Source organism: Dactylosporangium sp. NPDC049742 (assembly GCF_040674675.1).
Taxonomy (GTDB): domain Bacteria; phylum Actinomycetota; class Actinomycetes; order Mycobacteriales; family Micromonosporaceae; genus Dactylosporangium; species Dactylosporangium maewongense.
Genome location: NZ_JBFANF010000084.1, coordinates 14326 through 38385, shown reverse-complemented (window position 1 = coordinate 38385; position 24060 = coordinate 14326). Strand labels below are relative to the sequence as shown.

24 protein-coding genes are annotated in these 24060 nt (G+C 73.8%); 8 read left to right on the top strand and 16 right to left on the bottom strand.

Going from position 1 to position 24060, the window contains the following annotated elements; translation table 11 throughout:
- Positions 1 to 8 precede the first annotated feature (8 nt).
- The gene (locus AB0J72_RS52620; RefSeq protein WP_363414714.1) at positions 9 to 851 is read left to right on the top strand and encodes an NAD(P)H-binding protein; all 843 of its coding nucleotides are present in this window, start codon (positions 9 to 11) and stop codon (positions 849 to 851) included.
- Between the two features lie 117 nt (positions 852 to 968).
- Here the strand turns inward: AB0J72_RS52620 and AB0J72_RS52615 are convergent, their stop codons facing one another.
- Complete coding sequence (locus tag AB0J72_RS52615) at positions 969 to 2471, bottom strand: MFS transporter (RefSeq protein ID WP_363414711.1); 1503 nt, start codon at positions 2469 to 2471, stop codon at positions 969 to 971.
- Between the two features lie 123 nt (positions 2472 to 2594).
- On the opposite strand from AB0J72_RS52615, the gene AB0J72_RS52610 reads away from it, so the two are divergent.
- Complete coding sequence (locus AB0J72_RS52610; protein WP_363414708.1) at positions 2595 to 2894, top strand: antibiotic biosynthesis monooxygenase family protein; 300 nt, start codon at positions 2595 to 2597, stop codon at positions 2892 to 2894.
- A gap of 46 nt (positions 2895 to 2940) precedes the next feature.
- Complete coding sequence (locus AB0J72_RS52605; RefSeq protein ID WP_363414705.1) at positions 2941 to 3834, top strand: MBL fold metallo-hydrolase; 894 nt, start codon at positions 2941 to 2943, stop codon at positions 3832 to 3834.
- Between the two features lie 56 nt (positions 3835 to 3890).
- Here AB0J72_RS52605 and AB0J72_RS52600 read toward each other — a convergent pair whose 3' ends face one another.
- Positions 3891 to 4973, bottom strand: coding sequence for a glycoside hydrolase family 19 protein (locus AB0J72_RS52600; RefSeq protein WP_363414702.1), 1083 nt, complete (start codon positions 4971 to 4973; stop codon positions 3891 to 3893).
- Between the two features lie 297 nt (positions 4974 to 5270).
- On the opposite strand from AB0J72_RS52600, the gene AB0J72_RS52595 reads away from it, so the two are divergent.
- Both AB0J72_RS52595 and AB0J72_RS52590 read left to right on the top strand, forming a co-directional pair.
- A complete protein-coding gene (locus AB0J72_RS52595) occupies positions 5271 to 6221 on the top strand; it encodes a septum formation family protein (protein ID WP_363414699.1) in 951 nt (316 codons plus the stop codon).
- A gap of 104 nt (positions 6222 to 6325) precedes the next feature.
- Complete coding sequence (locus tag AB0J72_RS52590; RefSeq protein WP_363414696.1) at positions 6326 to 7267, top strand: septum formation family protein; 942 nt, start codon at positions 6326 to 6328, stop codon at positions 7265 to 7267.
- On the opposite strand, the gene AB0J72_RS52585 is transcribed toward AB0J72_RS52590, so the two are convergent.
- Genes AB0J72_RS52585 through AB0J72_RS52540 form a run of 10 tightly spaced genes read right to left on the bottom strand, consistent with a single transcriptional unit; the run spans position 7268 to position 16221 of the window.
- Positions 7268 to 7696: a nuclear transport factor 2 family protein gene (locus AB0J72_RS52585; RefSeq protein WP_363414693.1), complete on the bottom strand. Its 429-nt coding sequence runs from the start codon at positions 7694 to 7696 to the stop codon at positions 7268 to 7270.
- Entirely contained in the window at positions 7693 to 8121 is a 429-nt protein-coding gene (locus tag AB0J72_RS52580) for a nuclear transport factor 2 family protein (RefSeq protein WP_363414690.1), read from the bottom strand. Before AB0J72_RS52580 ends, AB0J72_RS52585 begins: the two co-directional genes overlap by 4 nt.
- Entirely contained in the window at positions 8118 to 9026 is a 909-nt protein-coding gene (locus AB0J72_RS52575) for an aromatase/cyclase (protein ID WP_363414687.1), read from the bottom strand. Before AB0J72_RS52575 ends, AB0J72_RS52580 begins: the two co-directional genes overlap by 4 nt.
- Before the next feature lie 16 nt (positions 9027 to 9042).
- Entirely contained in the window at positions 9043 to 9852 is an 810-nt protein-coding gene (locus AB0J72_RS52570) for an SDR family NAD(P)-dependent oxidoreductase (protein WP_363414684.1), read from the bottom strand.
- A complete protein-coding gene (locus AB0J72_RS52565) occupies positions 9849 to 11213 on the bottom strand; it encodes an acetyl-CoA carboxylase biotin carboxylase subunit (RefSeq protein WP_363414681.1) in 1365 nt (454 codons plus the stop codon). The genes AB0J72_RS52570 and AB0J72_RS52565 overlap by 4 nt, the downstream gene beginning before the upstream one ends.
- A 5-nt stretch (positions 11214 to 11218) precedes the next feature.
- Positions 11219 to 11701, bottom strand: coding sequence for a biotin/lipoyl-containing protein (locus tag AB0J72_RS52560; protein ID WP_363414679.1), 483 nt, complete (start codon positions 11699 to 11701; stop codon positions 11219 to 11221).
- Positions 11698 to 13338 carry an acetyl-CoA carboxylase carboxyltransferase subunit alpha/beta gene (locus tag AB0J72_RS52555; protein ID WP_363414676.1) on the bottom strand — a complete coding sequence of 547 codons (1641 nt, stop codon included), beginning with the start codon at positions 13336 to 13338 and terminating at the stop codon, positions 11698 to 11700. Before AB0J72_RS52555 ends, AB0J72_RS52560 begins: the two co-directional genes overlap by 4 nt.
- A complete protein-coding gene (locus AB0J72_RS52550; RefSeq protein ID WP_363414673.1) occupies positions 13335 to 13598 on the bottom strand; it encodes an acyl carrier protein in 264 nt (87 codons plus the stop codon). Before AB0J72_RS52550 ends, AB0J72_RS52555 begins: the two co-directional genes overlap by 4 nt.
- On the bottom strand, positions 13595 to 14842 hold the full coding sequence (locus AB0J72_RS52545; protein WP_363414741.1) for a ketosynthase chain-length factor: 1248 nt from the start codon (positions 14840 to 14842) through the stop codon (positions 13595 to 13597). The genes AB0J72_RS52550 and AB0J72_RS52545 overlap by 4 nt, the downstream gene beginning before the upstream one ends.
- 56 nt (positions 14843 to 14898) lie before the next feature.
- A complete protein-coding gene (locus AB0J72_RS52540; RefSeq protein WP_363414670.1) occupies positions 14899 to 16221 on the bottom strand; it encodes a beta-ketoacyl-[acyl-carrier-protein] synthase family protein in 1323 nt (440 codons plus the stop codon).
- A gap of 107 nt (positions 16222 to 16328) precedes the next feature.
- On the opposite strand from AB0J72_RS52540, the gene AB0J72_RS52535 reads away from it, so the two are divergent.
- The 3 genes from AB0J72_RS52535 to AB0J72_RS52525 all read left to right on the top strand — a co-directional run bounded on the left by AB0J72_RS52535 (position 16329) and on the right by AB0J72_RS52525 (position 18779).
- Complete coding sequence (locus tag AB0J72_RS52535) at positions 16329 to 17030, top strand: SDR family NAD(P)-dependent oxidoreductase (RefSeq protein WP_363414667.1); 702 nt, start codon at positions 16329 to 16331, stop codon at positions 17028 to 17030.
- A gap of 132 nt (positions 17031 to 17162) precedes the next feature.
- Positions 17163 to 17777: a TetR/AcrR family transcriptional regulator gene (locus AB0J72_RS52530; RefSeq protein ID WP_363414664.1), complete on the top strand. Its 615-nt coding sequence runs from the start codon at positions 17163 to 17165 to the stop codon at positions 17775 to 17777.
- 147 nt (positions 17778 to 17924) lie between these two features.
- Positions 17925 to 18779, top strand: a complete 855-nt coding sequence (locus AB0J72_RS52525) for an AfsR/SARP family transcriptional regulator (RefSeq protein WP_363414662.1) — start codon at positions 17925 to 17927, stop codon at positions 18777 to 18779.
- Here the strand turns inward: AB0J72_RS52525 and AB0J72_RS52520 are convergent.
- From AB0J72_RS52520 to AB0J72_RS52505, 4 genes are read right to left on the bottom strand one after another with little or no spacing between them, the layout of a single operon-like run.
- Positions 18757 to 20379 (bottom strand): ABC transporter ATP-binding protein, encoded by a 1623-nt coding sequence (locus AB0J72_RS52520; protein WP_363414659.1) that lies wholly within the window; start codon positions 20377 to 20379, stop codon positions 18757 to 18759. The two genes, AB0J72_RS52525 and AB0J72_RS52520, sit on opposite strands and share 23 nt — an antisense overlap.
- Complete coding sequence (locus AB0J72_RS52515; RefSeq protein WP_363414656.1) at positions 20376 to 21209, bottom strand: ABC transporter permease; 834 nt, start codon at positions 21207 to 21209, stop codon at positions 20376 to 20378. The genes AB0J72_RS52520 and AB0J72_RS52515 overlap by 4 nt, the downstream gene beginning before the upstream one ends.
- The gene (locus AB0J72_RS52510) at positions 21206 to 22150 is read right to left on the bottom strand and encodes an ABC transporter permease (RefSeq protein ID WP_363414653.1); all 945 of its coding nucleotides are present in this window, start codon (positions 22148 to 22150) and stop codon (positions 21206 to 21208) included. Before AB0J72_RS52510 ends, AB0J72_RS52515 begins: the two co-directional genes overlap by 4 nt.
- A complete protein-coding gene (locus AB0J72_RS52505; protein WP_363414650.1) occupies positions 22135 to 23772 on the bottom strand; it encodes an ABC transporter substrate-binding protein in 1638 nt (545 codons plus the stop codon). Before AB0J72_RS52505 ends, AB0J72_RS52510 begins: the two co-directional genes overlap by 16 nt.
- Positions 23773 to 24060: the final 288 nt, after the last annotated feature.

Genomic DNA, 24060 nt, shown 5'->3' with positions numbered 1-24060 from the left:
ACGGACGCATGACGATCCTGTTGACCGGTGCCACGGGCACCGTCGGACGCGCGGTGGTGCGGCAGCTGCTGGAGGCGGGCGAGCCGGTGCGCGCCCTGACCCGGGACCCGGCACGGGCGGCGACGCTGCTGCCGGATGTCGAGCTCGTCGCCGGCGACCTGGGCGACCCGGACAGCCTGCCGTCCACGTTGGACGGTGTGGACCGGGTGTTCCTGCTGTCGGTCGGGCCGCGCAAGGCCGAGCACGACGCCAACCTGGCGCGGGCCGCCGCGAAGGCCGGGGTGACCCGGCTCGTCGCGCTCTCGTCCCTCGCCGCCGAGGAGGCCCCGGACGGGCTCCTCGGCCGCTGGCACGCCGACGGGGAACGCGCCGTGCGGGACGCGGGGCCGGCCTGGACGATCGTCCGGCCCGGAGGGTTCATGTCCAACGCGGCGGAGTGGGCGTCGTCGGTACGGCAGGCCGGCGTCGTCCGTGCGCCGTTCGGGGACCTGCGCGCGTCCGTCGTGGACCCACGGGACATCGCCGCGGTGGTGGTCGCGGCGCTCAGGGGCGGGCACGACGGCGCGGTGCTGCCGCTGAGCGGCCCGGCGGCGATCAGCCCCGCCGAGCAGGTCGCGGTCCTCGCGGATGTCCTGGGCCGGCCGCTGCGCTTCGAGGAGCTCAGCCTCGAGCAGGCCCGGGCGGCGATGGCCCGGCGGGTGCCCGCGGAGGTGGTCGACGCGGTGCTGTCCGCACGCGCGGCGGCCGGCCCGTTCCGCGCCAGGGTCCTGCCGACGGTTCAGGACGTGACGGGCCGGGCACCGCGCAGCTTCCGCCAGTGGGCCGAGGACCACGCCGGCACCTTCCGTTAGAGACGGTCGTCAGGGGATGGCGGTGCCGGCCGGCGAGGCACGGCCGGCACCGAGCTGTGCGGCGAGGGCACCGGGCACCGCTAGGCGTCGCCGCCGGCGGCACCCGGACCGGGCGGGTCAGGACGTGGACTTGGCCGCGGCGGGCTCGGCGGCGGGCCCGGAGGCCGGTTCGGGGGCCGCGGCAGGCGCCGGGGCCGGGCCGGGGGCCGCGATCGACGTGAGCGCGCCGACCACCGCGAACGCCGCACCGACGAGAAACGCCAGGCGGTACCCGGAGACGACCGCGTCGGCCTGGGCCGTGCCCGCGTCGAGCAGGTGCTGTGCCCGGGTCGCGCCGATCGTGGCGAGCACCGCGAGGCCGAGCGACCCGCCGACCTGCCGGGTGGTGTTGATGACGCCGGAGGCGAGGCCGGCCTCGTGCCGCGGGATGCCCGACGTGGCGGTGATGGCGAGCGGGGTCATCGCGATGCCCGCGCCGAGCGTCACCAGGATCATCGGCACGAGCAGGTCGGCGGCGTACGAGCCGCGGACCGGGATCACCGACAGCCAGGCGAGACCGACCCCGGACAGCAGCGGCCCGCCGATCAGCAGCGGCCGGACGCCGACCCGCTTGAGCAGCACCGGCCCGGCGTAGGCACCGGCCGTCATCGCGATCGCGCCGGGCAGGAACGCCAGCCCGGCGGCGAGGGCGTCGTAGCCGAGGACGTTCTGCATGTACAGCGACAGGAAGAAGAAGTGGGCGATGACGGCGCAGCCGAGCCAGAACATGACGAGGTTGGCCACGGTGATGCCGCGGGAGGCGAACAGCCGCAGCGGCACGACCGGCGCCTCGGCGACCTTCGCCTCGTGCAGGACGAACCAGGCGAGCAGCACGACGCCGACGGCGAGCGGGCCGAAGGTGACCGGGTCGCCCCAGCCGTGCGCCTGGCTGTTGACCGTGCCGTACACGACGGCGACGAGGCCGGCGGTGACCAGCAGCGAGCCGAGCAGGTCCAGACGGCGCGGGCCGGCGGCCGGGTCGGGGCGGCCCAGGGGCAGCACCCGCAGCGACGCGACGATCGCGGCGAGGCCGATCGGGACGTTGACGAACAGGATCCAGCGCCAGTTGATGAGGTCGGTGAGCACGCCGCCGAGCAGCGATCCGATCGCGGCACCGCCGCCGGAGACCGCGCTCCAGGCTGCCATCGCCCTGGCGCGCTTCGGCGCCTCGACGAACGTGGTGGTGAGCAGCGTCAGCGTGGCCGGCGACAGGATCGCGCCGCCGAGGCCCTGCGCGGCGCGGGCGATGATGAGGGTGAGCTCGTCCTGGGCGAGGCCGCCGACGAGGCTCGCGACGGTGAAGAGCACCAGGCCGGTGATGAACATGCGGCGCCGGCCGAAGAGGTCGGCGGCCCGCCCGCCGAGCAGCAGGAAGCCGGCGAAGGTCAGCGTGTAGGCGTTGACGACCCACTGCAGGCCGGAGTCGCTGAAGCCGAGGTCGGCCCGGATGGCGGGCAGTGCGACGTTCACGATCGACACGTCGAGCACCACCATCACCTGCCCGAGGCAGAGCAGCGACAGCACGGCCCAGTCCGGTCCACGGCGCCCGGTCTCCCCCGGTGGGGCCTCGGCGACTGCCATGATCACTCCCGTTGGTTCAGTTGGACTTGATAGTCCATTACGTTAGACCTACGCGTCTAGTAGGGCAAGCGTGGTGCAGCGTGACTCCAGGGCGACTGGAGGGGGACGGTCCAGGGTCGGTCCATGACCACCGTCGTGTTCGTCAACACGTTGCGGCTCACCGGGCCGGCCGAGGACCTCGAACGGATCTACGCCGGCGTCGCAGCGTTCTTCCGCGCCCAGCCGGGCCTGGTCCGCTACCAGCTGGTGCGCTCCACCACCGACCCCGGCGTCTACGTCAACATCGCCGAGTGGCGTGACCTCGCCGCGTTCCGGACCGCCACATCGCAGGAGGCCTTCCGCACCGCGCTGCGGGTCTCCACCGTCTCCACCGGCGACCCGCACGTCTGCGAGGTCGTCGCCGCCGGCACAGGACCGGCGTGAAGCGATCTGATGCCGGGCCGGTGCCCACCACGGCGGCGGTGACGACATGACGCTGATCGAGGTCGGCGACGGCGTGCACGCGTACGTGCAGCCCGACGGCGGCTGGTGCGTCAACAACGCCGGACTCGTCCACGACGGCACCGCCGCGCTGCTCGTCGACACCGCCGCGACCCACGCCCGGGCGCTGGCGCTGCGCGACACGGTGCGGCGGGTCACCCCGGCCCCGCCGGGCGTCGTCGTCAACACCCACCACCACGGCGACCACACCCTCGGCAACGCCGTCTTCGCCCCGCCCGCCACGATCGTCGCCCACGCCACGGCCCGCGAGGACATGGCGGCCCGCGGCACCGCGCTGCGCCAGGTCTGGCCCGGCGTCGACTGGGGCGACCAGCCGCTGCTCCTGCCGGACCTGACGTTCACCGACCGGCTCACCGTCCACGTCGGACGGACCGAGGTGCGCCTGTGGCACCCGGGCCCGGCCCACACCACCGGCGACGTCGTCGCGTGGCTGCCCGCGCAGCGCGTGCTCTTCACCGGCGACGTGGTCATGCCGGGGCACACGCCGTTCGTGCTGATGGGCTCCGTCCACGGCAGCCTGCACGCCGTCGCCGCCCTCGCCGCGCTGGAGCCCGAGGTGGTCGTCGGCGGGCACGGCCCGGTCGCGGGCGCCGCGGCCCTCGACGCGACGACGGCCTACCTGCGCTGGCTCGACGACCTCGCCGACCGCGGCCTCGCCGCCGGCCTCACCCCGCTGGAGGCGGCGCTGGAGGCCGACCTCGGCGAGTTCGCCGGTTGGGGCGAACCGGAGCGTCTCGTGGCCAACCTCCACCGCGCATACGCCGAACGCGCCGGCACTCCCGCCGGCGCCTACCTGCCCTCCACCCCGGTCTTCGCCGAGATGGTCAGCTGGAACGGCGGCCCCCTGCCCTGCGCCGCCTGACACGCGACCGGTGGGCGGGGTCGACCTGACCCCACCCACCGGACCTGCGGGTGGTCTCAGCAGGTGAGGTTGCCGCCGGCGGGGACGCCGAGGATGGCGGTGAACTGGTTGTACAGGTTGACCCGGCTCTGCACCTGCGCCGGGTTGCCGCCGTTGCACTCGATGCTGTTGATCGCCCGGATCGTGGTGCCGAAGCCCTGGCCGTTGACCATGGCGTTGTGCGAGGTCGTGCCGGCGTTGCCGGTGCCGGTCATCCAGTACCAGAGGCCGGTCTGCCAGGAGATCGACGAGTTGGTGGCGACCAGGTTGGGGTTGTTGAGCAGGTCGACGCCGAGCGCGTCGCCGGCCGCCTTGTAGTTGAAGTTCCAACTCAGCTGGATCGGGCCGCGGCCGTGGTAGGCGGACTGGCCGGCCGGGCAGCCGTAGGGCTGGCTGTAGTCGCAGTAGTGCGGCCAGTTGGCGGTGTTGATCTCGTCGATGTAGACGAGGCCGCCGGTCTCGTGGCCGACGTTGGCCAGGAACGCGGCCGCCTCCTGGCGCTTGACGGTGTCGCTGCCGGTCTTGGCGAAGGCGGGGTACTTCGCCATCGCGTCCGTCAGGCCGGCGTAGGTGTAGAAGCCGTTCCGGCTCGGGAACATCTGGTTGAACTGCGCCTCGCTGACCACGAACCCGGTGGTGCCGCCACCGCCACCGCCACCTCCACCGCACGCGTACGGGCTCCAGAACCAGGTGCTGATCGTCGGGTCGTAGCCGGGGTTCTCATGAGTGGCCTGGTAGTAGAGCCCGTTGGTGTACCGCACGATCGCGCCGACGGCGTAGTACTGCCCTGCGACCCAGGCTGGGTAGTTGCAGGTCGTGCCACCACCGCCACCGCCGCCGGACCCGCCGCACGAGCCGTTGTCGGCCCACACGCCGGAGCCACCGGTGCTCGGCGCCTCGTACTGCGTCCACCACTTGGCGGTCCAGTTGTGGCTGTTGTACGAGACCTGCATGCCGCCGGTGTAGACGGCGGAGTTGTTGTACGCGGCGGCGCAGGCGGTCGCCGCGTTGGACGCGGTCGCCGGCAGAATCGCGGCGCCGGCGGCAGCCAGCGCTATGCCGGCCGCGGCGAGCAACGCAAGAACGCGTGGTCTGGACATGGGGGGTCACCTTCCGGCGGTGGGACTACCACAGATGGACGTCCGTCCATGCCTATTTGTAAACAAAACTTCTTCAGTTGTAAATACAATTGCCAGAAACGCCTACAGTTGCCTGCGACAGCGTCGGGGACACCGGTGTCGCGCACGCGGCGGACCAGGGTGGCGCGAAACCGTCGCGGGCGCGGCGATCTCTTCGGCGGTGACATCGACCCGCATGGCTGTTGACATCCCGGTCGGCGAACGAAGACAGTCATCATCTCCGCCGTCCGGTGGAGGTCCACGGGGGAACGAGAGTCGATGAAGCGTGCTGTCCGGGCGGCTGCCGCCGCCGTGCTCGCCGGGCTGCTGCTCGGCACCTCCGGCTGCGGGCTGACCGTCGCCGGCGTCGACGGCGAGCTCACCGACGACTGGCCGCCGCTCGCCGCGCCGAAGTTCGACCTGCCGGCCGTCGGGACGTGCCTGGGAGGCAGCGCGGCGACGACGACCTTCAACCCGGCGGCGGTGCGCGATGCCGAGACCCCGTGCGACCGCGACCACACGTTCGAGGTCGTCCTGGTCGGCACCGTCGACGGCAGCGCCGCCCAGCGGGCCGTGCCACCCGAGGCGGGCGGCGGGCCTGGCGGCGAGGCGTACCGGGCGGCGTACAAGACGTGCAGCGCGGCGGCGGACGCCTACGTCGGCGGCGACTGGCACACCGGCCTGTTCGGCGTCACCATGCAGATGCCGGCGCGCCGCTCCTGGGAGGGCGGGCTGCGCTCCTACGTCTGCTCGGTCCTCGTGCTCAGCGACTTCTTCGGCCGGATCGGGTCGTCCACCGGCTCGTCGAAGGGTTCGCTGACCGGCGCCGCGCCGAAGGCGCTGCACTGCCTCGACGTCAACGGCGACAAGGGCTCCGACGGCTGGTGGGAGGAGGTCCGTGCGATGACCCCCGTCGACTGCGCGCAGCCGCACGAGGCCGAGTTCACCGGCACCGTCCAGGTCGGCACGGACATCGCCGGCGAGCTCCCCGCCAACGATCAGCTGCAGAAGCTGGCCAGCGAACGGTGCTGGCCCGCCGTGGCGAAGTTCATGGGGCTCACCGAGGTCCAGCTGGACTCGCGCCGCGACATCGGGGTCTTCTGGGACGGCTTCGACAAGGAGATGTGGGACGCGGGCGACCGCACCCAGCGCTGCGTCGCCCTGTCCTACCCGGGCAAGAAGCTCCGCGCATCCATCAAGGGGATCGCGACGAAGGCACTTCCGGTCTGACCTGGCGTTTGTGTGACCGGATCGCCATTGACATCCGGTCGCGCGGCACCGACAGTCATGATCGCTGCCGGACGGTGGCACCTGCCACGGGGGAACGAGAGAACATGTTGACGCCTGCCCGGACGGCGATCGCCGCCGCCCTCGCCGCCGTGCTGCTCGGATTGTCCGGTTGCGGCGTCAACGTCCCGGGAGTCGACTCCGACCTGGTCGACGACTGGCAGCCCCTCGCCACGCCGAGGTTCGAGCTGCCGGCCACCGGGGCGTGCCTGGACCGGGACGCGCAGCCGTCCTACAACCCGTCGTCGCTGCTCGGCGCCCGGGTCGCGTGCGACAGCAGACACACGCTCGAGGTCGTCATGACCGGCACCGTCGAGGGCGCCGCCGCCCAGGCGTCGGACCCGCCCGCCGCGGGCAGCGAAGACGCCAAGGCGGCGTACGCGGCCTGCGGCAAGGCCGTCAGCGACTACGTCGGCGGCGACTGGCACACCGGCATGCTCGGCATCAGCGTTCAGCTGCCGAACCGGACACCGTGGAGCGGCGGCCTGCGCACCTACGTCTGCTCCGTCTACGCCGTGAGCGACGTCTACTTCTACCTCTCCGGCTCCCTGGCCACCTCGTCCCTGAAGGGTTCGCTGACCGGTGCCGCGCCGAAGGCGCTGCGCTGCCTCGACGTCAACGGCGACAAGGGCTCCGACGGCTGGTGGGGCGACATCCGGGCGCTCACCCCGATCGACTGCGCGCAGCCGCACGAGGCCGAGTTCGCCGGCACCGTCCAGGTCGGCGCCGGCGTCGGCGGCGCGCTGCCCTCCCACGACCTGCTGAAGAAGTGGACGACCGACCTCTGCTGGCCCGTCATCGCGAAGTTCATGGGCCTCACCGACGCCCAGCTGACGACCCGCAGCGACATAGGCATGGCCTGGGACGGCTTCACCAAGGCGAGGTGGGACTCCGGCGAGCGCAACCAGCGCTGCTTCGCCCTGTTCGCCCCCGGCAAGAAGGCCAAGGCCTCGATCAAGGGTCTCGGCAAGAAGGCCCTGCCCGTCTGATCACGGTCGGCCGGCGGCGTCGTGGGTGATCCGGCGGGCGGCGACGAGCCAGCCACCCGGCGCGGGCACCAGCAGGTCCTCGCCGGTGGTGCTGTTGTGGATCGCCGGGCGGCCGCCGGCGGGCGTCTCGACATTGAAGGCGGCGAACCTCGTCCGCAGCGCGCCGTCCGGCGCCGGGTCGACGACGAGCATGTCCAGCCAGTACCGGCGGACGACGGCGGAGCCGGCGCGCTTCGCCACCGCGGCCCGCAGCGCGCCGGCGATCGCCGACCGCCCCCGACGCTGCGCCGGTGCCCCGCCGGCGAACGTCCTGCCGGCGGGGGCGACCTGGGTGAAGACCGCGTCGACGGCGAAGGTGGCCGCCCACGCGTCCACCTCCCCGGCGTCGAGCAGGTGCAGCTGTCGCACGTAGAAGGGGTACAGCGTCACGGGGTCCAGCCGTCGTGCACGACGTACCGGCGGCGGACCAGGAAGCTGTCGCCGTCGGGGACGAGGACGTCGTCGGCCGCGGTGCTCAGGTGCAGCGCGGACTGCCCGCCGGTCGGGGTCTCGATGACGAGCGCGTAGTAGCGGGTGGTGACGGTGCCGTCGGGCCGCGGCTCGACGGCGAGCATGCCGAGCCAGTGCCGGCGGACCACGCCTCGGGCGGCGAGCGCGTCGGCGGCCTTGCGCAGCCGCCCCCCGATCTCCGCCCGGCCCCGGCGCGGTGCGGGGCGGCGGTCCTGGCCGAACTCGCCGTCCTCGGTGAAGGTGTCCGCCCACTCCTCGGCGCGGCCCTCGTCCAGCAGCCGCATCTGCACGGCGTAGAACTGCTGCACCCGCTGGTAGAGACCGGTGTCGACGGCGGTCGTCACGCGGTCACCCCCGCGACGTGCCGCAGGGTGGCGAGGCTGTTGGCGCCGAGCGCCTCGCGCACGAAGGTGCGGGCGTCCGCGACGGTCCTGCCCTCGCCGAGCACCGGGACCACGGCCGACGGCCGCAGCACCACCCGGTGCTGGGACGTTGCGGTCACGAGGCCGTCGCGCTCCTCGAACGTCCATCGTCCGGTGTGGACGCTCAGCAGCGCCGGCGGCCGGGTCTGCTTGTACACGATGCGCAGGCCCGGCAGGCCGACCCGGATCGACTCGGTCGTGTGGCTGGAGCCGTCCTTCGCCAGGGTCTCCATCCGCAGGCGCTGCACGCCGGCCGGCTCCTCGTCCAGCTCGACGCCGACGACGTGCGGCAGCCGTGCGGGCCAGTGCTGCGCGTCCCAGATGAAGGCGTGCGCGTCCCGCGCGGAGCCGGCGAACTCGACGGAGTCGGAGAAGGCGAAGTCGATGCCGGGGTCGGCGAGCGCACCGGCCTCCAACGCGGCGAGCTCGGCGACGCTGTTGCGTTCGACCGCCTCGGCGATCCACGCCAGGCCCGACGGGTCGTCGTCGATCGCCCGGTACGTGTGGGTGAGCACGACCCGGCTGTGCCCGCCGGCGGCTTCCTCGACGTGCCACTCGCCGCCCATCGACGCCACCGGCGGCGCCGACACCTCCTGCCGGAAGGTGATCCTCCGGGTGACGGGGTCGAGGGTGCGCAGCGAGGTCCACGACTTCACCGCGCCGTTCGCGGTCGCCCACAGCTGCAACCGCTCCTCGCCGTCGGACAGCGGGGTCGCCACGGCGTGCACGGTCGGCGGGAACAGCGCCGGCCACCCGGCCGCGTCGGCGAGCAGCGCGTACACCCGGTCCGGCGGCGCGGCGACCGTGATCTCATGCGAGACAGTCATCGTCGGTCCTCGTTTCCTAGTAGTTGCCGAGCCCGCCGCAGACGTTGATCGCCTGGGCGGTGATGGGGTCCGCGGCCGGCGTGACGAGGTACCCGACGAGCGCCGCGACCTCGTCAGGCGTCGAGTACCGCCCGAGCGGGATCTTCGCCTGGAACCGGTCCAGGACGTCGTCCTCGGTGGTCTGCCACGCGGCGGCGTAGCCGGCGCGGACGCGCTGCGCCATCGGCGTCTCGACGTAGCCGGGGCAGACGGCGTTGACGGTCACCCCGGTGCGGGCCAGCTCCAGGCCCAGGGCCTTGGTGAAGCCGATGACGCCGTGCTTGGAGGCGGAGTAGGGCGCACCGAGCACGACGCCCTGCTTGCCACCGGTGGACGCGATGTTGATGATGCGGCCGCCGGGGCGCCCCTCGAGCCCGCCGGCGGTGAGCGTCTCCCGGGTCACGTGGAAGACGGCCGTGAGGTTGGTGGCGATGACGTCGTCCCACAGGTCGTCGGCGATCGCGGAGGTGACGCCGCCGCCGCTGCGGCCGGCGTTGTTGACGAGCACGTCGACGGGCCCGAAGCGGTGCACGGCGCCGGCGACGAGGGTGCGGATCTGGCCGGTGTCGCGGACGTCGGCGGCCTGCCCGTCGACGTCGAGGCCCTCGTCGCGCAGTTCCTTCACGGTGAGGGCGACGGCGTCGGCGTCGCGGGCGCACAGGTACACGCGATGGCCGGCTCCGCCGAGGGCGCGGGCGACGGCGAGGCCGATCCCGCTGGTGGCCCCGGTGACCAGCGCATGCCGGGGCCCGGCGGGCGCCTTCGGCTTCGCCGCTGTCTCGGTCATGAATCCTCCTGAGTCTCGGGCTGGGACTGCAGCCGGGCGACGAGCCCGGTGTCGTGGGTGCCGGCGCGGAACGACGCGTCGGCGAGGACGTCGCGGAGAAAGCCGGCGGTGGTGTGCACGCCCGGCCCGTCGACCCGGAAGTCGGCGAGGGCACGCCGGCTGCGCGCGATGGCGGTGTCCCGGTCGGGCGCCCACACGATGAGCTTGGCGAGGAGCGAGTCGTACGCCGACGGGACGCTGTAGCCGGGGTACGCGTGCGTGTCGACCCGCACGAACGGCCCGCCGGGCACGGTGAACGCGTCCAGACGGCCGGGTGCGGGCGCGAAGTCGCGGGCCGGGTCTTCGGCGTTGACGCGGCACTCGATCGCGACGCCGCGGGGCGCGACGTCGGCCTGGGTGAGTCCGAGCGGCTCCCCCGCGGCGATCCGCAGCTGCTCGGCGACCAGGTCGAGGCCGGTGACCGCCTCGGTGACCGGGTGCTCGACCTGGATGCGGCAGTTCACCTCGAGGAAGAAGAAGTCGCCGGCGTCGTCGAGCAGGTACTCGAAGGTGCCGGCGCCGACGTAGCCGGCCGCGAGCGCGCCGCGGACGCTGGCCTCGCCCATTCGCGCGACGACGTCCCGCGGTACACCGGGCGCCGGCGTCTCCTCGATGAGCTTCTGGTGCCGGCGCTGCACGGAGCAGTCGCGCTCGCCGAGGTGCACCGCGTTGCCGTGGGCGTCGGCGAGGACCTGGATCTCGACGTGGCGGCCGTTGGGCAGGTACCGCTCGACGTAGACCCGGTCGTCGCCGAACAGCGCCTGCGCCTCGGCACGGGTGCGCAGGTAGGCGTCGGCGAGGTCGGCCGCGCGCTCCACGACGCGCATGCCGCGCCCGCCGCCGCCGGCCGCGGCCTTGATGATGACGGGGTAGCCGACACCGCCGGCGACGGCGGCGGCCCGCGCGACGTCGGCGACCGGCTCGCCGGGCAGCAGCGGCAGGCCCGCCGCCGCCATCAGCGCCCGCGCCGCGGTCTTGTCGCCGAGCGCGGCGATGACCTTCGGGGGCGGGCCGATGAACGTGAACCCCGCCGCCTCGCACGCCTCGGCGAACGACGGATCCTCGGACAGGAACCCGTATCCGGGGTGGATCGCGTCGGCGCCGACCCGTTCGGCGGCGGCGAGCACGGCGGCGTAGTCGAGGTAGCTGCGCCGCGCCGGCCCGGGCCCGATCTGGACGGTCTCGTCGGCGTACCGCACGACCGCCGACTCCCTGTCCACTGTGGAGTGCACGGCGGCGACGCGGATGCCGAGCTCCCGGCAGGTGCGGGCGACCCGCAGCGCGATCTCGCCGCGGTTGGCGACGAGGACGGTCCCGAACACCGCCGTCACCCGCCGTCGAGGGCGAAGAGCGGCTCGCCGTACTCGACCGGCGCACCGTCGGCGACGAGCGCCTCGGCGATCCGGCCGGCGCGCTCGGCGTGGACCGGGATCATCAGCTTCATCGCCTCCACGATGCCGATCTGCTGCCCCTCGGTGACGGTGTCGCCGACCGCGACGAACGGTGCGGCATCGGGCTCCGGCGCCCGGTAGAACACGCCCACCGCCGGCGAGGTCAACGCCGCTCCTGCCGGTGTTTGCGGCGTCGGTACGACGGAACCAACCGCGGCGTCCGCGGCCGGCACCGCGGCCGGGACGGGCGGCACGGCGCCGAACGAGATCTCCACCGCGACGTCACCGACGGTCACCCGCACCAGCTCCGGTCGCGCCCCTGCCTCGTTGGCGAGCAGGAGGACGGTCCGCCGGACGGCGTCCAGCACCCCTGCCGCATCCGGCCCGGCGCCGTCCCGGGCCTCCGCCAGGGTCGTCACGCCGCGACCTGGTCGACCGGGGCGCCGAAGCGGCGGAAACGGGCGTGGCGGCCGACGATGAGCCGTGGCGCGTTCAGCGGCAGGAGCGACCGCAGCTCGGTGACGAGCGCGGCCCGCAGCAGCCGTGCCGCCTCCGCGTGGTCGGCGGCCGCGCCGCCGGGCGGCTCGGGCACGACGCCGTCGACGACGCCGAGGCGCACCAGGTCCGCCGGGCGCAGCCGCAGCGACCTGGCCGCCCGCGGCGCCTGCGCCGGGTCGTTCCACAGGATCGCCGCGCACCCCTCGGGGCTGATGACGGAGTAGACGCCGTTGGCCAGGACGAGCACCCGGTTCGCCAGGGCCAGGGCGAGCGCACCGCCGCTGCCGCCCTCGCCGGTGACGACGGCGACGACGGGCACGGGCAGGCCGGCCATGAGCCGCAGGTTCTCGGCGATCGCGACCGCCTGCCCCTGCTCCTCCGCCTCCGGACCCGGATACGCGCCGGGCGTGTCGACGAGCGTCACCACGGGCAGCCCGAGCTTGGCGGCGAGCCGCATCAGGCGGGCCGCCTTGCGGTAGCCGGCGGGCGTCGGCATGCCGTACCGGCTGCGGGACAGCTCCTTGGCGGTGTGCCCCTTCTGGTGGCCGATGACGACGACCGGGATCCCGTCGAGCCTCGCCAGGGCGCCGATGACGGCCGGGCACTCGCCGGAGATCCGGTCGCCGTGCAGCCGCACGACGTCGGTGAAGATGCGGTCGAGGTAGTCGGCGGTGCTGGGCCGGCCGATGTCCCGCGCCAGCCGCACCGTGTCCCATGCGTCGCGGTCCTCCAGGTGGTCGGCGTCGCGGATCACGACGTCGCCGGCGGGCACCGGGTGCGGCGGCCCCTCGCGGCGGCTGCCGACGGCGACGATCCGGGCGATGGTGTCGCGCAGGGCCGCCCGGGGCCGGACGGCGTCGACGAGGCCGTGCTCGAGGAGGAACTCCGCGGTCTGGAAGTCGGCGGGCAGCCGCCGGCCGATGGTCTGCTCGATGACGCGCGGCCCGGCGAACCCGAGCCTGGCCCCCGGCTCGGCGATCGTGACGTCGCACAGCGAGGCGTAGGAGGCGGCGACGCCACCGTACGTGGGGTCGGTGATGAGCGCGACGGTCAGGATCCCGGCCTCGTCGAGCTGGCCGATCGCCTGGCTGGTCTTCGCCATCTGCATGAGCGCGACGGCGCCCTCCTGCATGCGGGCGCCGCCGGACGCGGGCACCAGCAGCAGCGGGCAGCGCTGCGCCAGGGCGGTCTCGGCGGCCCGGGTGACGAGCTCGCCGACGGCGGAGCCGAGGCTGCCGCCGAGGAACCGGAAGTCCATGACGGCCGCGACGACGGCGACCCCGCCGATCGTGCCGCGCACGCAGACGACGGCCTCGGCGAGCCCGGACGCGGCGCGCGCCCGCTCCACCTTGCCGCCGTAGGAGGGGAACTGCAGCGGGTCGGCGTCGGACACCGCCGCGTCGAGCGCGTGCACGCTGCCCGGGTCCAGCAGCTGGGCGATCCGCTCGTGGGCGGTGAGCCGGTGGTGGTGCCCGCATTCAGGGCACACCCCGAGGTTGCGGGCGAGCTTCGGCTCGTACAGGGGAATCCGGCATCCGGCGCACAGGGCGAAACTCACCGCGCACCCGCCCGGGTCTGGTTGACGATGCCGACGAACTCGTCCGGGGTGCGGGCCTGCACGACGGTGTCGTCGGCGAGCCGCACCCGGTAGTCGCGCTCGACCCGCCCGGCCAGCTCCAGCAGCGCCAGGGAGTCGTAACCGAGGTCCTCGAACGGCACGGCGCCGATGTCGCCGTCGAGGCCACCGGTCTCGTCCTCGCCGGCGACCTCCCGCAGGAGCTCGCGGACCCCGTCGACGGTCAGTTCTCTGCTGCTCATGCTGCTGCTCCTTGTCGGTGCGCTGCGGTCGGGTGGTGCAGGACGACGGCCGCGTTGAAGCCGCCGTAGCCGCGGGCGACGACGAGGGCCGTGCGCAGCCGCGCCGGGCGCGCCGACGTGACCAGGTCCAGGTCGTGGGCGAGGGCCGGGGCGTCGACGTTGACGGTCGGCGGGATGACGCCGTCGCGCAGGGCGAGGACCGCGGTGGCCACGTCGAGCGCGGCGCCGCCGGAGGCGAGCCGGCCGGTCATCGTCTTCGGCGCGGTCACCGGGGTGCCGCGCGGGCCGAACACGGCGGCGAGCGCGTCGGCCTCGGCCCGGTCCAGGGCGGGCACCCCGGCCGCGTCGGCGAAGACGACGTCGACGTCCGCGGCGACGGCGCCGGCGTCCGCGAGCGCGGTCTCGATGGCGCGGCGCAGCGTGCCGGGCCGCCCGGTGTCCTGCGGCGGGTCGAAGGTGGCGGCGTACCCGGCGACGACGGCCAGGGGCGTGGCGCCGCGGGTGGCCGCCGAGGCCGCGTCCTCGACGACGAGGATCGCGCCGCCCTCCCCCGGCACGTAGCCGGCCGCGTCGCGGTGGAACGGGCGGAACGCGGTCGCGGGGTCCTCACCGGTCGCGACCCGGCCGTTGGCGACCTGCGCGATCCAGCCCCACGGGCACAGCGCGCTGTCGACACCGCCGGACAGCACGACCGGGATCCCCTTGCGGATGTGCCGGCGGGCCTGCGCGAGCGCGTCGAGGCCGCCGGCCTGCTCGGTGACCAGGACGCCGCTGGGGCCGCGCAGGCCGTGCCGGATCGAGATCTGGCCGGTGTTCACCGCGTAGAACCAGGCGAAGGACTGGTAGGCGCTGACGTGCTCGCCGCCGAGGCTCCACAGCTTCTCCAGCTCCCGCTGGCCGAACTCGAAGCCGCCGGAGGCGCTGGCGGTGACCACCCCGGCCGCGTACGCGGGCAGGGCGGCGGGGTCGAGTCCGGCGTCGGTGAGGGCGAGGTCGGCGGCGACGAGGGCGAGGCGGGTCATGTGGTCGGTCTGCGGCAGCAGCCGGCTCGGCAGGTGCCGGCGCGGTTCGAAGCCGCGGACCTCGCCGGCGAGCCGGGCCGGGTAGCGCTCCGGGTCGAAGCGGGTGATCCGGCCGATGCCGTTGCGCCCGTCGAGGGTCGCCCGCCAGTAGTCCTCGGTGCCGAACCCGTTCGGCGCCACCACCCCGATCCCCGTGATGACGGCGTCCCGGCCGTCCGTGATGACGGCGTCCCGGCCGTCCGTGGTGACGGCGCCGCGGCCTTCCGTGGTGGGCGCGGTCACGGCCGCACCAGGACCATGGCGCTCTGGAAGCCGCCGAAGCCGCTGCCGACGGACAGGACGGTGTCGGTGCGCTGCTCCCGGGCGTGCAGCGGCACGTAGTCCAGGTCGCACTCGGGGTCGGGCTCGTGCAGGTTGGCGGTCGGCGGGATGACGCCGTGCTCGATCGCGAGGGCGCTCGCGGCGATCTCGATGGATCCGATCGCGCCGAGCGAGTGCCCGACCATCGACTTGATCGAGCTGACCGGGGTGCGGTACGCGTGCGCGCCGAGGCTGAGCTTCGCCGCCGCGGTCTCGTGCCGGTCGTTCTGCTTGGTGCCGGAGCCGTGCGCGTTGAGGTAGTCCACGGCGGTCGGGTCGAGGCGGGCCTCGTCGAGCGCGACCCGGATCGCCTCGGCCATCTCGACCCCGTCGGGGCGCAGGCCGGTCATGTGGAAGGCGTTGGCGCGCCCGGCGAACCCGGCGATCTCCGCGTACACGCGGGCGCCGCGGGCCCGTGCGGCGGACAGCTCCTCCAGGACGAACACCGCCGAGCCCTCGCCGAGCACGAAGCCGTCGCGGCTGCGGTCGAACGGGCGCGACGCGTGCTCGGGGTCGTCGTTGCGGGCGGTGGTGGCCTTGATGGCGTCGAAGCAGGCGACCGTGATCGGGGAGATCGGCGCGTCGGTCGCGCCGCCGATGACGACGTCGGCGGAGCCCTCGCGGATCAGGTCGGCGGCGTGGCCGAGCGCGTCGAGGCCCGAGGTGCAGCCGGTGGAGACGACCGCGGCGGGGCCCTCGGCGCCGGCCGCCCAGGCGACCTCCGCGGCCAGCGAGCTCGGCACCAGGTAGTCGTACAGGTGCGGCACCGCGTACCGGGGGTCGACGTGCCAGTGCCGGCCGGCGTCGCTGACCACGGCGTACTCGCGCTCGAGGCTGGTGGTCGCGCCGACGGCGCTGCCGATGACGGTCGCGGTCCGGCCGGGGTCGCGGGCGTCGAAGTCCAGACCGCTGTCGGTGAGCGCCTCGCGGGCCGCGACGACGGCGAACTGCGCCGCCCGGTCCATGCGGCGGATCTCCTGCTGGGTCAGTCCGGCGGCCACCGGGTCGAAGTCGCACTCGGCGGCGACCCGGGAGCGGAACGCCCCGGCGTCGAACGCGGTGATGGTCCGGGTCGCGGTCCGCCCGCTGGTGAGCAGGGCCCAGAACGCCTTGGTGCCGACCCCTCCGGGGGCGACCACGCCGATGCCGGTGATCGCCACCCGGCGCCGGTCTTGCGCCGCGTGCGCCCCGCCACGTGCGGCGCCGGCTCCCCGGCGCCGGTCTCGCCTCGCATCTGCCATGCCGAGAACGCTGACAGCGGCCGATGGAGCGGCGACCACGGCCGGCCTGGAGACGGGCTCCAGGTGTTGTGTAGCACCCATGGACGGGCGATGCGGAGGCTGTCCGCATGAGTCTGGACGGGCGGGTGGCGGTGGTGACCGGGGGTACCCGGGGCATCGGCAGGACGATCGCGGCGGCGTTCGCGGCGCGGGGCGCCAAGGTGGTGGCCGCGGCGCGGTCCGCGGAGCCGCCGGACGAGCGGGTCGACGTGACGGACCCGGGCTCGGTCCGGGACCTCTTCGACCGGGTCGAGGCGCGGTTCGGCCGCGTCGACATCGTCGTGGCGAACGCGGGGGTGAGCCGCCCCGGGCCGGTCGCCGGGCAGGCGCCGGAGGCGTTCGCGGACGTGCTCACCACGAACGTGGCCGGCACCTTCCACACCGTGCAGGCGGCCGTCCCGGCGCTGCGGCGGGCCGGCGGCGGCCGGATCCTGACGCTGTCGTCGGCGCTCGCCACCCGGGCGACGCCGGGGGCGGCGGCCTACAGCGCGTCGAAGGCGGCGATCGAGGCGCTCACCCGCACCGCGGCGGTGGAGCTGGCGCCGCACGGCATCACGGTGAACTGCCTGTCCCCGGGGATCATCGCGGAGGGCATGGGCGAGCAGCTCATCGGCAACGCGGCGGTGTGGGCGAGGTACGGCCCGCGGCTCGCCGCGGGGCGGCCGGGCACCGGCGAGGAGGTCGCGGCGGTCGCGGTGTTCCTGGCCGGCGCGGACGCGGGCTACGTCAACGGCAGCGTCGTGGACGTGCACGGCGGTCTGGACTGGTAGCTGTCTGGACTGTACCGTCTAGTATGATCGACGGGCGGCGACGGAGGGGTGATACGCGTGGCGGGTTCGAGCTCGACGGTGGCTCCCTCCGAGGTCGCGCCCCGCGGACTGCCCGGCAAGCGCACCGCCATCATGCGGGCGGCGACCCGGATCTTCATCACCGCCGGCTATGAGCGGGCCAATCTCGACACGATCGCGGCCGAGGCGGGCGTGTCGAAGCAGACCATCTACAACCACTTCGGCGACAAGGAGCGGCTGTTCGTCGCGGTGGTCGACGAGGCGCGCACCGGCGCCGACCGGGACACCGAGCTCGACGAGTCGCTGCTGACCGACCCGGCCGCGCTGGAGCAGGACCTGCTGCGGCTCGGCCGGCAGTTCCTCGCCGCGACGCTCGACCCCGAGGTGTCGGCGCTGCGCCGGCTGATCATCGCCGAGGTCTCGCACCACCCGCAGCTGCACCGCTCCTGCGGCGCGGACGAGCCGCAGTCGGGGCCGAAGCTACTGGGCTGGCTGATCCAGCGGGTGGCCGTGCTGACCGCCCAGGGCGTGCTGAGCGCGGACCGTCCGGACCGCGCGGCGGCGCATTTCGTGTCCCAGCTCACCTATGAGGGACAGCAGCGGTCGAAATATGGCACGCTCGCCTTGGCGCCCTGGGAAATCGACGAGATCTGCGCCGATGCCACCGATCTTTTTCTCCGCGCGTATCGGGTTTCCCCTGTTCAGCCTCGCGCCAAGGGTCGCAGATAGCGTCTGATTTCCTACCTTGACCGTAGTATTTACCTACGATACGCTTCAATGTAAGCGGTAATTCCGCAGCGCCGGCCGCGCCCAATCCCTGCAATGACGCAAGCGGCGAAGTCGGACCAAAATCCTATTAATCCGATAGGAGACGCAGTGAAACTGGGAGTTCTTGGCCCGCTCCTCCTGTGCGCCGACGGGGCGATCCAGGTGCCGACCGCACCGAAGCAGCGGCAACTGCTCGCGCTGCTGCTGCTCAACGCCAACCAGGTGGTGCCGGTGAGCCAGTGCATCGAGGAGCTGTGGGAGTACAACCCGCCGGCGAGCGCCGTGTCGACGCTGCACACGTACATCATGCAGCTGCGCCGCATCCTGCGGCTGGGCAACGAGCGGGACGCCACCTGCGCCGGCCGCCTCGTCACCCGCGACCGCGGCTACCTGTTCGTGTCGCGGCAGGGCGAGCTGGACGTCGACGCGTTCGAGGACCGGCTCCGCGACAGCCGGCAGGCGCTCAGCGACGGCGACGACCCGGTGGCCGCGGCGGCGCTGCGCGACGCGCTCGCCGTCTGGCGCGGCCCGGCGCTCGTGGACGTGCAGCCCGGCCCGGTGCTGCGCACGTGGCTGGCCAGCCTGGAGGAGAGCCGGCTGTCCACCATCGAGCGCCGCATCGAGGTCGACCTGCGCCTGGGCCGGCACCAGGAGCTGATCGGCGAGCTCAGCGCGCTGGTCGAGCGGCACCCCGTCCACGAGAACCTGCACGCGCACCTGATGCTGGCGCTGTACCGCTCCGGCCGCCAGGTGCACGCGTTAGAGGTCTTCAGGCGGCTGCGGACGGTCCTGTCCGACGAGCTGGGCCTGGAGCCGTCGCCGGCGCTGCGCCGCCTGCACCAGGCCGTGCTCTCCTTCGACCCGGCGCTCGACGCACCGCCGGTGCACGTGCCGTCGCGCTTCTCCATCGACCTGGACCTCGGCCGGATCCGCCGCGTGCTCAGCGAGCCGTGCCGGGTGTGACGACCTCCAGTCGGGGCACCGCGTCCAGCAGCTGTCGGGTGTACGGATGCTGCGGCGCGGCGAACACGGTCTCGACCGGCCCGTGCTCGACGATCTCACCGGCGCGCATGACGGCGACGCGGTCGCTGAGGTGGTGCACCACCCCGAGGTCGTGCGAGATGAACAGCATCGCCACCCCGAGCTCCGCCCGCAGGTCGGTGAGCAGGTCCAGGACCTGTGCCTGGATCGACACGTCGAGGGCGGACACGGGCTCGTCGCAGACCAGCAGCGCCGGCCCGGGCGCGAGGGCGCGGGCGATGGCGACCCGCTGCCGCTGCCCGCCGGACAGCTCGACCGGCCGCCGGTCGAGCACCGCGGCACCGAGCCCGACCTGGTCCAGCAGCCGCAGGACGCGGCGGCGCCGGTCGCGCCGGGGATGGCCGATGACGCCGAGCGGCTCGGCGACGATGCGCTCGACCGGGTGCCGCGGGTCGAACGAGCTCAGCGGGTCCTGGAAGACGACGCCGATCCTGCGCCGCAGCGGCCGCCGGTCCCGCTCCCGCAGCGCGCTCCACGGACGCCCTTCGAGGAGCACCTCGCCGCCGTCCGGTGCCAGGAGCCCGAGGGCGACCCGGGCGACGGTGCTCTTGCCCGACCCGGACTCGCCGACGAGGCCGAGGATCTCGCCGGCGCGCAGCGTCGCCGACACGTCCCGCACGGCGTCCCGCGAGCCACCACCCGGCAGGCGGAACCGTTTCGTGACGCCGCGGAGCTCGAGGACGGGCTCCCCCGGTACCGACGCCGCGAACGCCACCTGAGCGGCCTGACCGCCCGAGAGCCTGGCGCCGCGGGGGTGCGCGCCGGGGACCGCGGCGAGCAGCTGGCGGGTGTAGGGGTGCCGCGGGTCGCCGAGCACCTGTGCCGTGGGGCCCGACTCGACGATCACGCCGTCGCGCATCACCGCCGTGCGGTCCGCGAGGCCGGCGACGACGGCGAGGTCGTGGCTGATCAGCAGCAGCGCGGTGCCGGTCGCCTTGCGCTCGGCGAGCAGGGCGAGGATCTGCGCCTGGACGGTGACGTCGAGCGCGGTGGTCGGCTCGTCGGCGACGAGCAGCGACGGCCCGGCCGCGATCGCCGACGCGATGAGGGCCCGCTGCCGCAGCCCGCCGGACAGCTCGTGCGGGTGCTGCCGGGCGCGCTGCTCCGGCTCGGGCACGCCGACCTCGTGCAGCAGCTCCAGCACCCTTCCCCGGCGGTCCGTGACGTCCGGGCGCAGGGCCTCGGCGATCTCGGTGCCGACGGTGCGCAGCGGGTCGAGCGAGACGAGCGCGTCCTGCAGCACGAGACCGATCCCCCGGCCGCGGACCTCCCGCCAGCCGCGGGGCCCCAACCTCCGCAGATCCCGCCCGGCGAACTCGATGCGGGCGGCCTCGACCTTGGAAAACGGTCCGGTGAGGCCGACGAGGGTGCGGGCGGTGACGCTCTTGCCCGATCCCGACTCGCCGACGACCGCCAGGCACTCCCCCGCCCCGATCTGGAACGACACGCCCCGCACGGCCTCGATCCGCTCGCGTCCACTGTGGAACGTCACCCGCAGGTCGTCCACTCGCAACAGTGTCATCGGAGCCCTTCGAATCGTCGTTGCCAGCGGCGGCCGAGGACGGTCACCGCGACGACCGTCACGGTGATGGCCAGGCCGGGGAAGACGCCCACCCACCAGGCGGTGGACAGGAAGTCACGGCCGTCGGCGAGCATCGCGCCCCACTCCGGGGTCGGCTGGCGCGGGCCGAGGCCGAGGAAGCTCAGCGACGAGCCGATGATGATCGCGCTGCCGGTGCCGAGCGTCGCCAGGACCAGCACCGGGCCGAGCGAGTTGGGCAGCACGTGCCGCCAGACGAGGCCGATCGGGCGGACGCCGACGGCGACGGCGCTGGTGACGTAGTCGGCGCGGCGCACCGACAGCGCCTGCCCGCGGATCATGCGCGCGTACCCGGGGACCGCCGCGAACGCGATCGCGACGAGCTCGCTGACCGGGCCGGGTCCGAGCACCGCGATGACCAGCAGGGCGAGCAGGATGCCGGGCAGCGCCAGCAGCACGTCGACGGCGCGCATGAGCACCTCGTCGACCAGCCGCCCGCCGAGCGCCGACAGCAGCCCGAGCAGCGTGCCGGCCACGACGGCCAGGACGGTCGCGGCGACGCCGGTGACGAGCGAGATGCGGGCGCCGTGGACGATCCGCGCGTAGACGTCCCGGCCGAGCTGGTCGGTGCCGAGCCAGTGCGTGCCGTCCGGCGGCCGCAGCGCGATGAGCGGGTCGACCTCGTCGGGCCCCGCGGCCAGGCGGTCCGGCACGAGCACCGCGACGAGCAGCGCGGCTAGGACCACGCCGGCGGCCACGACGCCCGCCGTCGGCACCCTCGGGACCCGCCGGGTCGTGTCCACCATGGTCATGGCGTCGCCTCCCGCAGGCGCGGGTCGATGATCCGGTACAGGCCGTCGACGAGCGTGCTCACCACCACGAACACCACCGCGACGAACAGCACCATCGCGATGACGACCGGGAAGTCGCGGCTGCTGATGGCGGCGAGCGTGACCCGCCCGAGGCCCGGGCGGGCGAACACCGTCTCGACGAGCACGGCGCCGCCGAGCAGGTGCCCGACGAGCCAGCCCGACAGGGTCACCGCCGGGCTCAGCCCGTGCCGCAGCACGTGCCGCGCCCGCACGCCGAGCTCGCCGACGCCCCTGGCCCGCACCGACACGACGAACGGCTGGCGCAGCGCCCCCTCCATCCCGTCGCGCAGCACCTGGGTGAGGATCGCGCCGACGGGGACGGCGAGGGTGACGGCGGGCAGGATCAGCGCCGCGGGGCCCTGGTCGACGCCGACCGGGACCAGCCGCAGCCGGAACGCGAACACCGACAGCAGCAGCAGCCCGAGCCAGAAGCTCGGCGTGGACACCGCGACCAGCTCGACCGCCTGCGCGACGCCGCGGGCGACCCGCCACCGGCCGGCGGTGAGCGTGGCGACGAGCACCGCGCCCGCGAAGGCGAGGAGCGTCGCGGCGAGCGCCAGCTGCACGGTCGGCCACACCTGCTCGCCGATGATCGTCGACACCGGTTGCTGGAGCTGGTACGAGCGGCCGAGGTCACCGCTCGCGAGCCGGGCCAGGTAGTGCCCGTACCGCACCGGCAGCGGCAGGTCGAGGCCCATCTCATGCCGGATCAGCGCCATCGTCTGCGGCGTGGCCGGCGCGCTGCCCACCAGGGCGCGCGCCGGGTCACCGGGGATGAGCTCCATCGCGAGGAAGGTGACGGTGGCGGCGCCGAGGAGGACGCCGAGCCCACCGGCGAGCCGGCGCAGCAGCCACCGCGCCCGGCTCACTTCGTCAGCCACACATCGTAGAGCAGCGGGAACGAGGCCGGGTCCGACCGCAGGCCGTGCACCTTCGTCGACGCCGCGAGCAGGTACGCGGGCACGTAGACGGGGAACGCGGCGGCGTGCTCCTGCACCCACAGCTGCGTCTTGCTGTAGGCGTCCTTGCGCTTGGCGTCCTCCGCGGTGGCGGCGGCGCCGTTCACCCAGCCGTCGACGGTCGCGTCGTTGACCCACGAGATGTTCTGGCCGGTGAGCGGCTTGCTGGTGGAGGCGAAGAAGATGCGCAGCAGGTCGGGGTCGGCGCGGGTCCAGCTCTCGTCGAAGATGTCGTACTGGGCCTTCGCGACCAGCCCGAACAGCTCGGCGGTCTGCACGCTGGTCCGCACGACCTCGATGCCGATCTTCTTCTCCGCCGCCTGCACCGCCTGGGCGAACGTGCCCCGCTGCTGGACGGCGGCCTGTTGCTGGGTGTACGGCCAGACCACGGCGAGCCGTCTGCCGTTCTTCGTGCGGTACCCGTCCGCGTCGCGGGTGGTCCAGCCGGCCTCGTCGAGGAGCTTGTTCGCGGCCGCCTCGTCGTACCTCGTCTTCTGCTCCAGCGACGGCTCGTAGTACTTCGTGTTGGGCGACAGGACGCCCCACGCCCGCTTGTACTGTCCGAAGTAGACGCTCTTGACCAGGGTGTCGACGTCGAGCGCCTGCTGGAACGCCTTGCGGACCTTCTCGTCGTCGAACGGCGCCCGCGACGTGTTCGGGTACAGCGTGTAGACGGCCCCCTGCGCGTCGGTGCGGACGAGCTGGAGCGCGGTGTTCGCCTGCACCGCCGCGACGTTGGGCACCGGCACGGCGCTGATCCCCTGGACCTCACCGCTGGTGAGCGTGCCGAGCCGGGTGGCGCTCTCGGACAGGAACCGGATGACGACCTTGTCCAGGTGCGCGGGCCCGGTGTGCTTCGCGTTCGGCGGCGCCGAGGTGTAGGTCGCGCTGCGCGTCAGCGTCACGTTCTGCTGCCGGGTGTGGCTGGTGAACACGAACGGCCCCGACCCGACGACGTGCTCGCACAGCGCCCCCGCGTAGTCGGTGAACGCCTTCGGCGACTGGATGCCGAGGTACGCGGTGCTCGCCGCCTGCAGGAACGGCTGGAACGGCGCGCTGAACCGCACCTCCGCGGTGTGCTCGTCGACGACGGTGGTGCCGGTGTACGGCCCGATCAGGGTGCTCGCGTACTGCGACTTGGTCTCCTTGGCCACGATCCGGTCGAAGTTCGCCTTCACCGCCGCCGCGTCGAACTTCGTCCCGTCGTGGAACGTGACGTCGGTCCGCAGGTCGAACGTGTACGTCTTGAGGTCGTCGGAGACCTTCCACGACTTCGCCAGCCACGGCTTGAAGCTGCCGTCGGCGTCCTGCACCACGAGCGAGTCCACGACCCCGCGGGTGATGAACGCGGTCGCGTCGGCGAGGCTGACGTGCGGATCGAGGCAGCTGGGCTCGGAGTCGATCGCGTAGTTGAACGTCCCACCCGCGACCGGCGCCCCCTCCCCTGCGGCGCCCTCACCGGACGCGGACGTGGACCCGCACCCGGCGGCGGCTAAGAGGCTGAGCGCGGTGGCGGCGGCCGCCAGAGTACGGAGCTGTCGCATATCGGAAGGTCCTGTCGTCGATGCCAGCGGGGACGCGATGTCGCCCAGCGTGATCGAACCGGGTAGATCTTCCGCACAGTTCCGCTACAGTCCGCGTGGAGCCTCGCTGGAGGAGCCTCCCAGCCGCCGCGGTACCGCCGCTGCATCGACCACCGTCAAGCTCCGTGGCATGGACTTTCTCCGTCGCCTCGGCGCCTACCTCCTGCGCGCCATCGTCGACCTCGGCCACGACATCAGCCCCGTCCCCCTTCCCCGCAGGGAAGACCTCGACGACGCACCGTGACCATC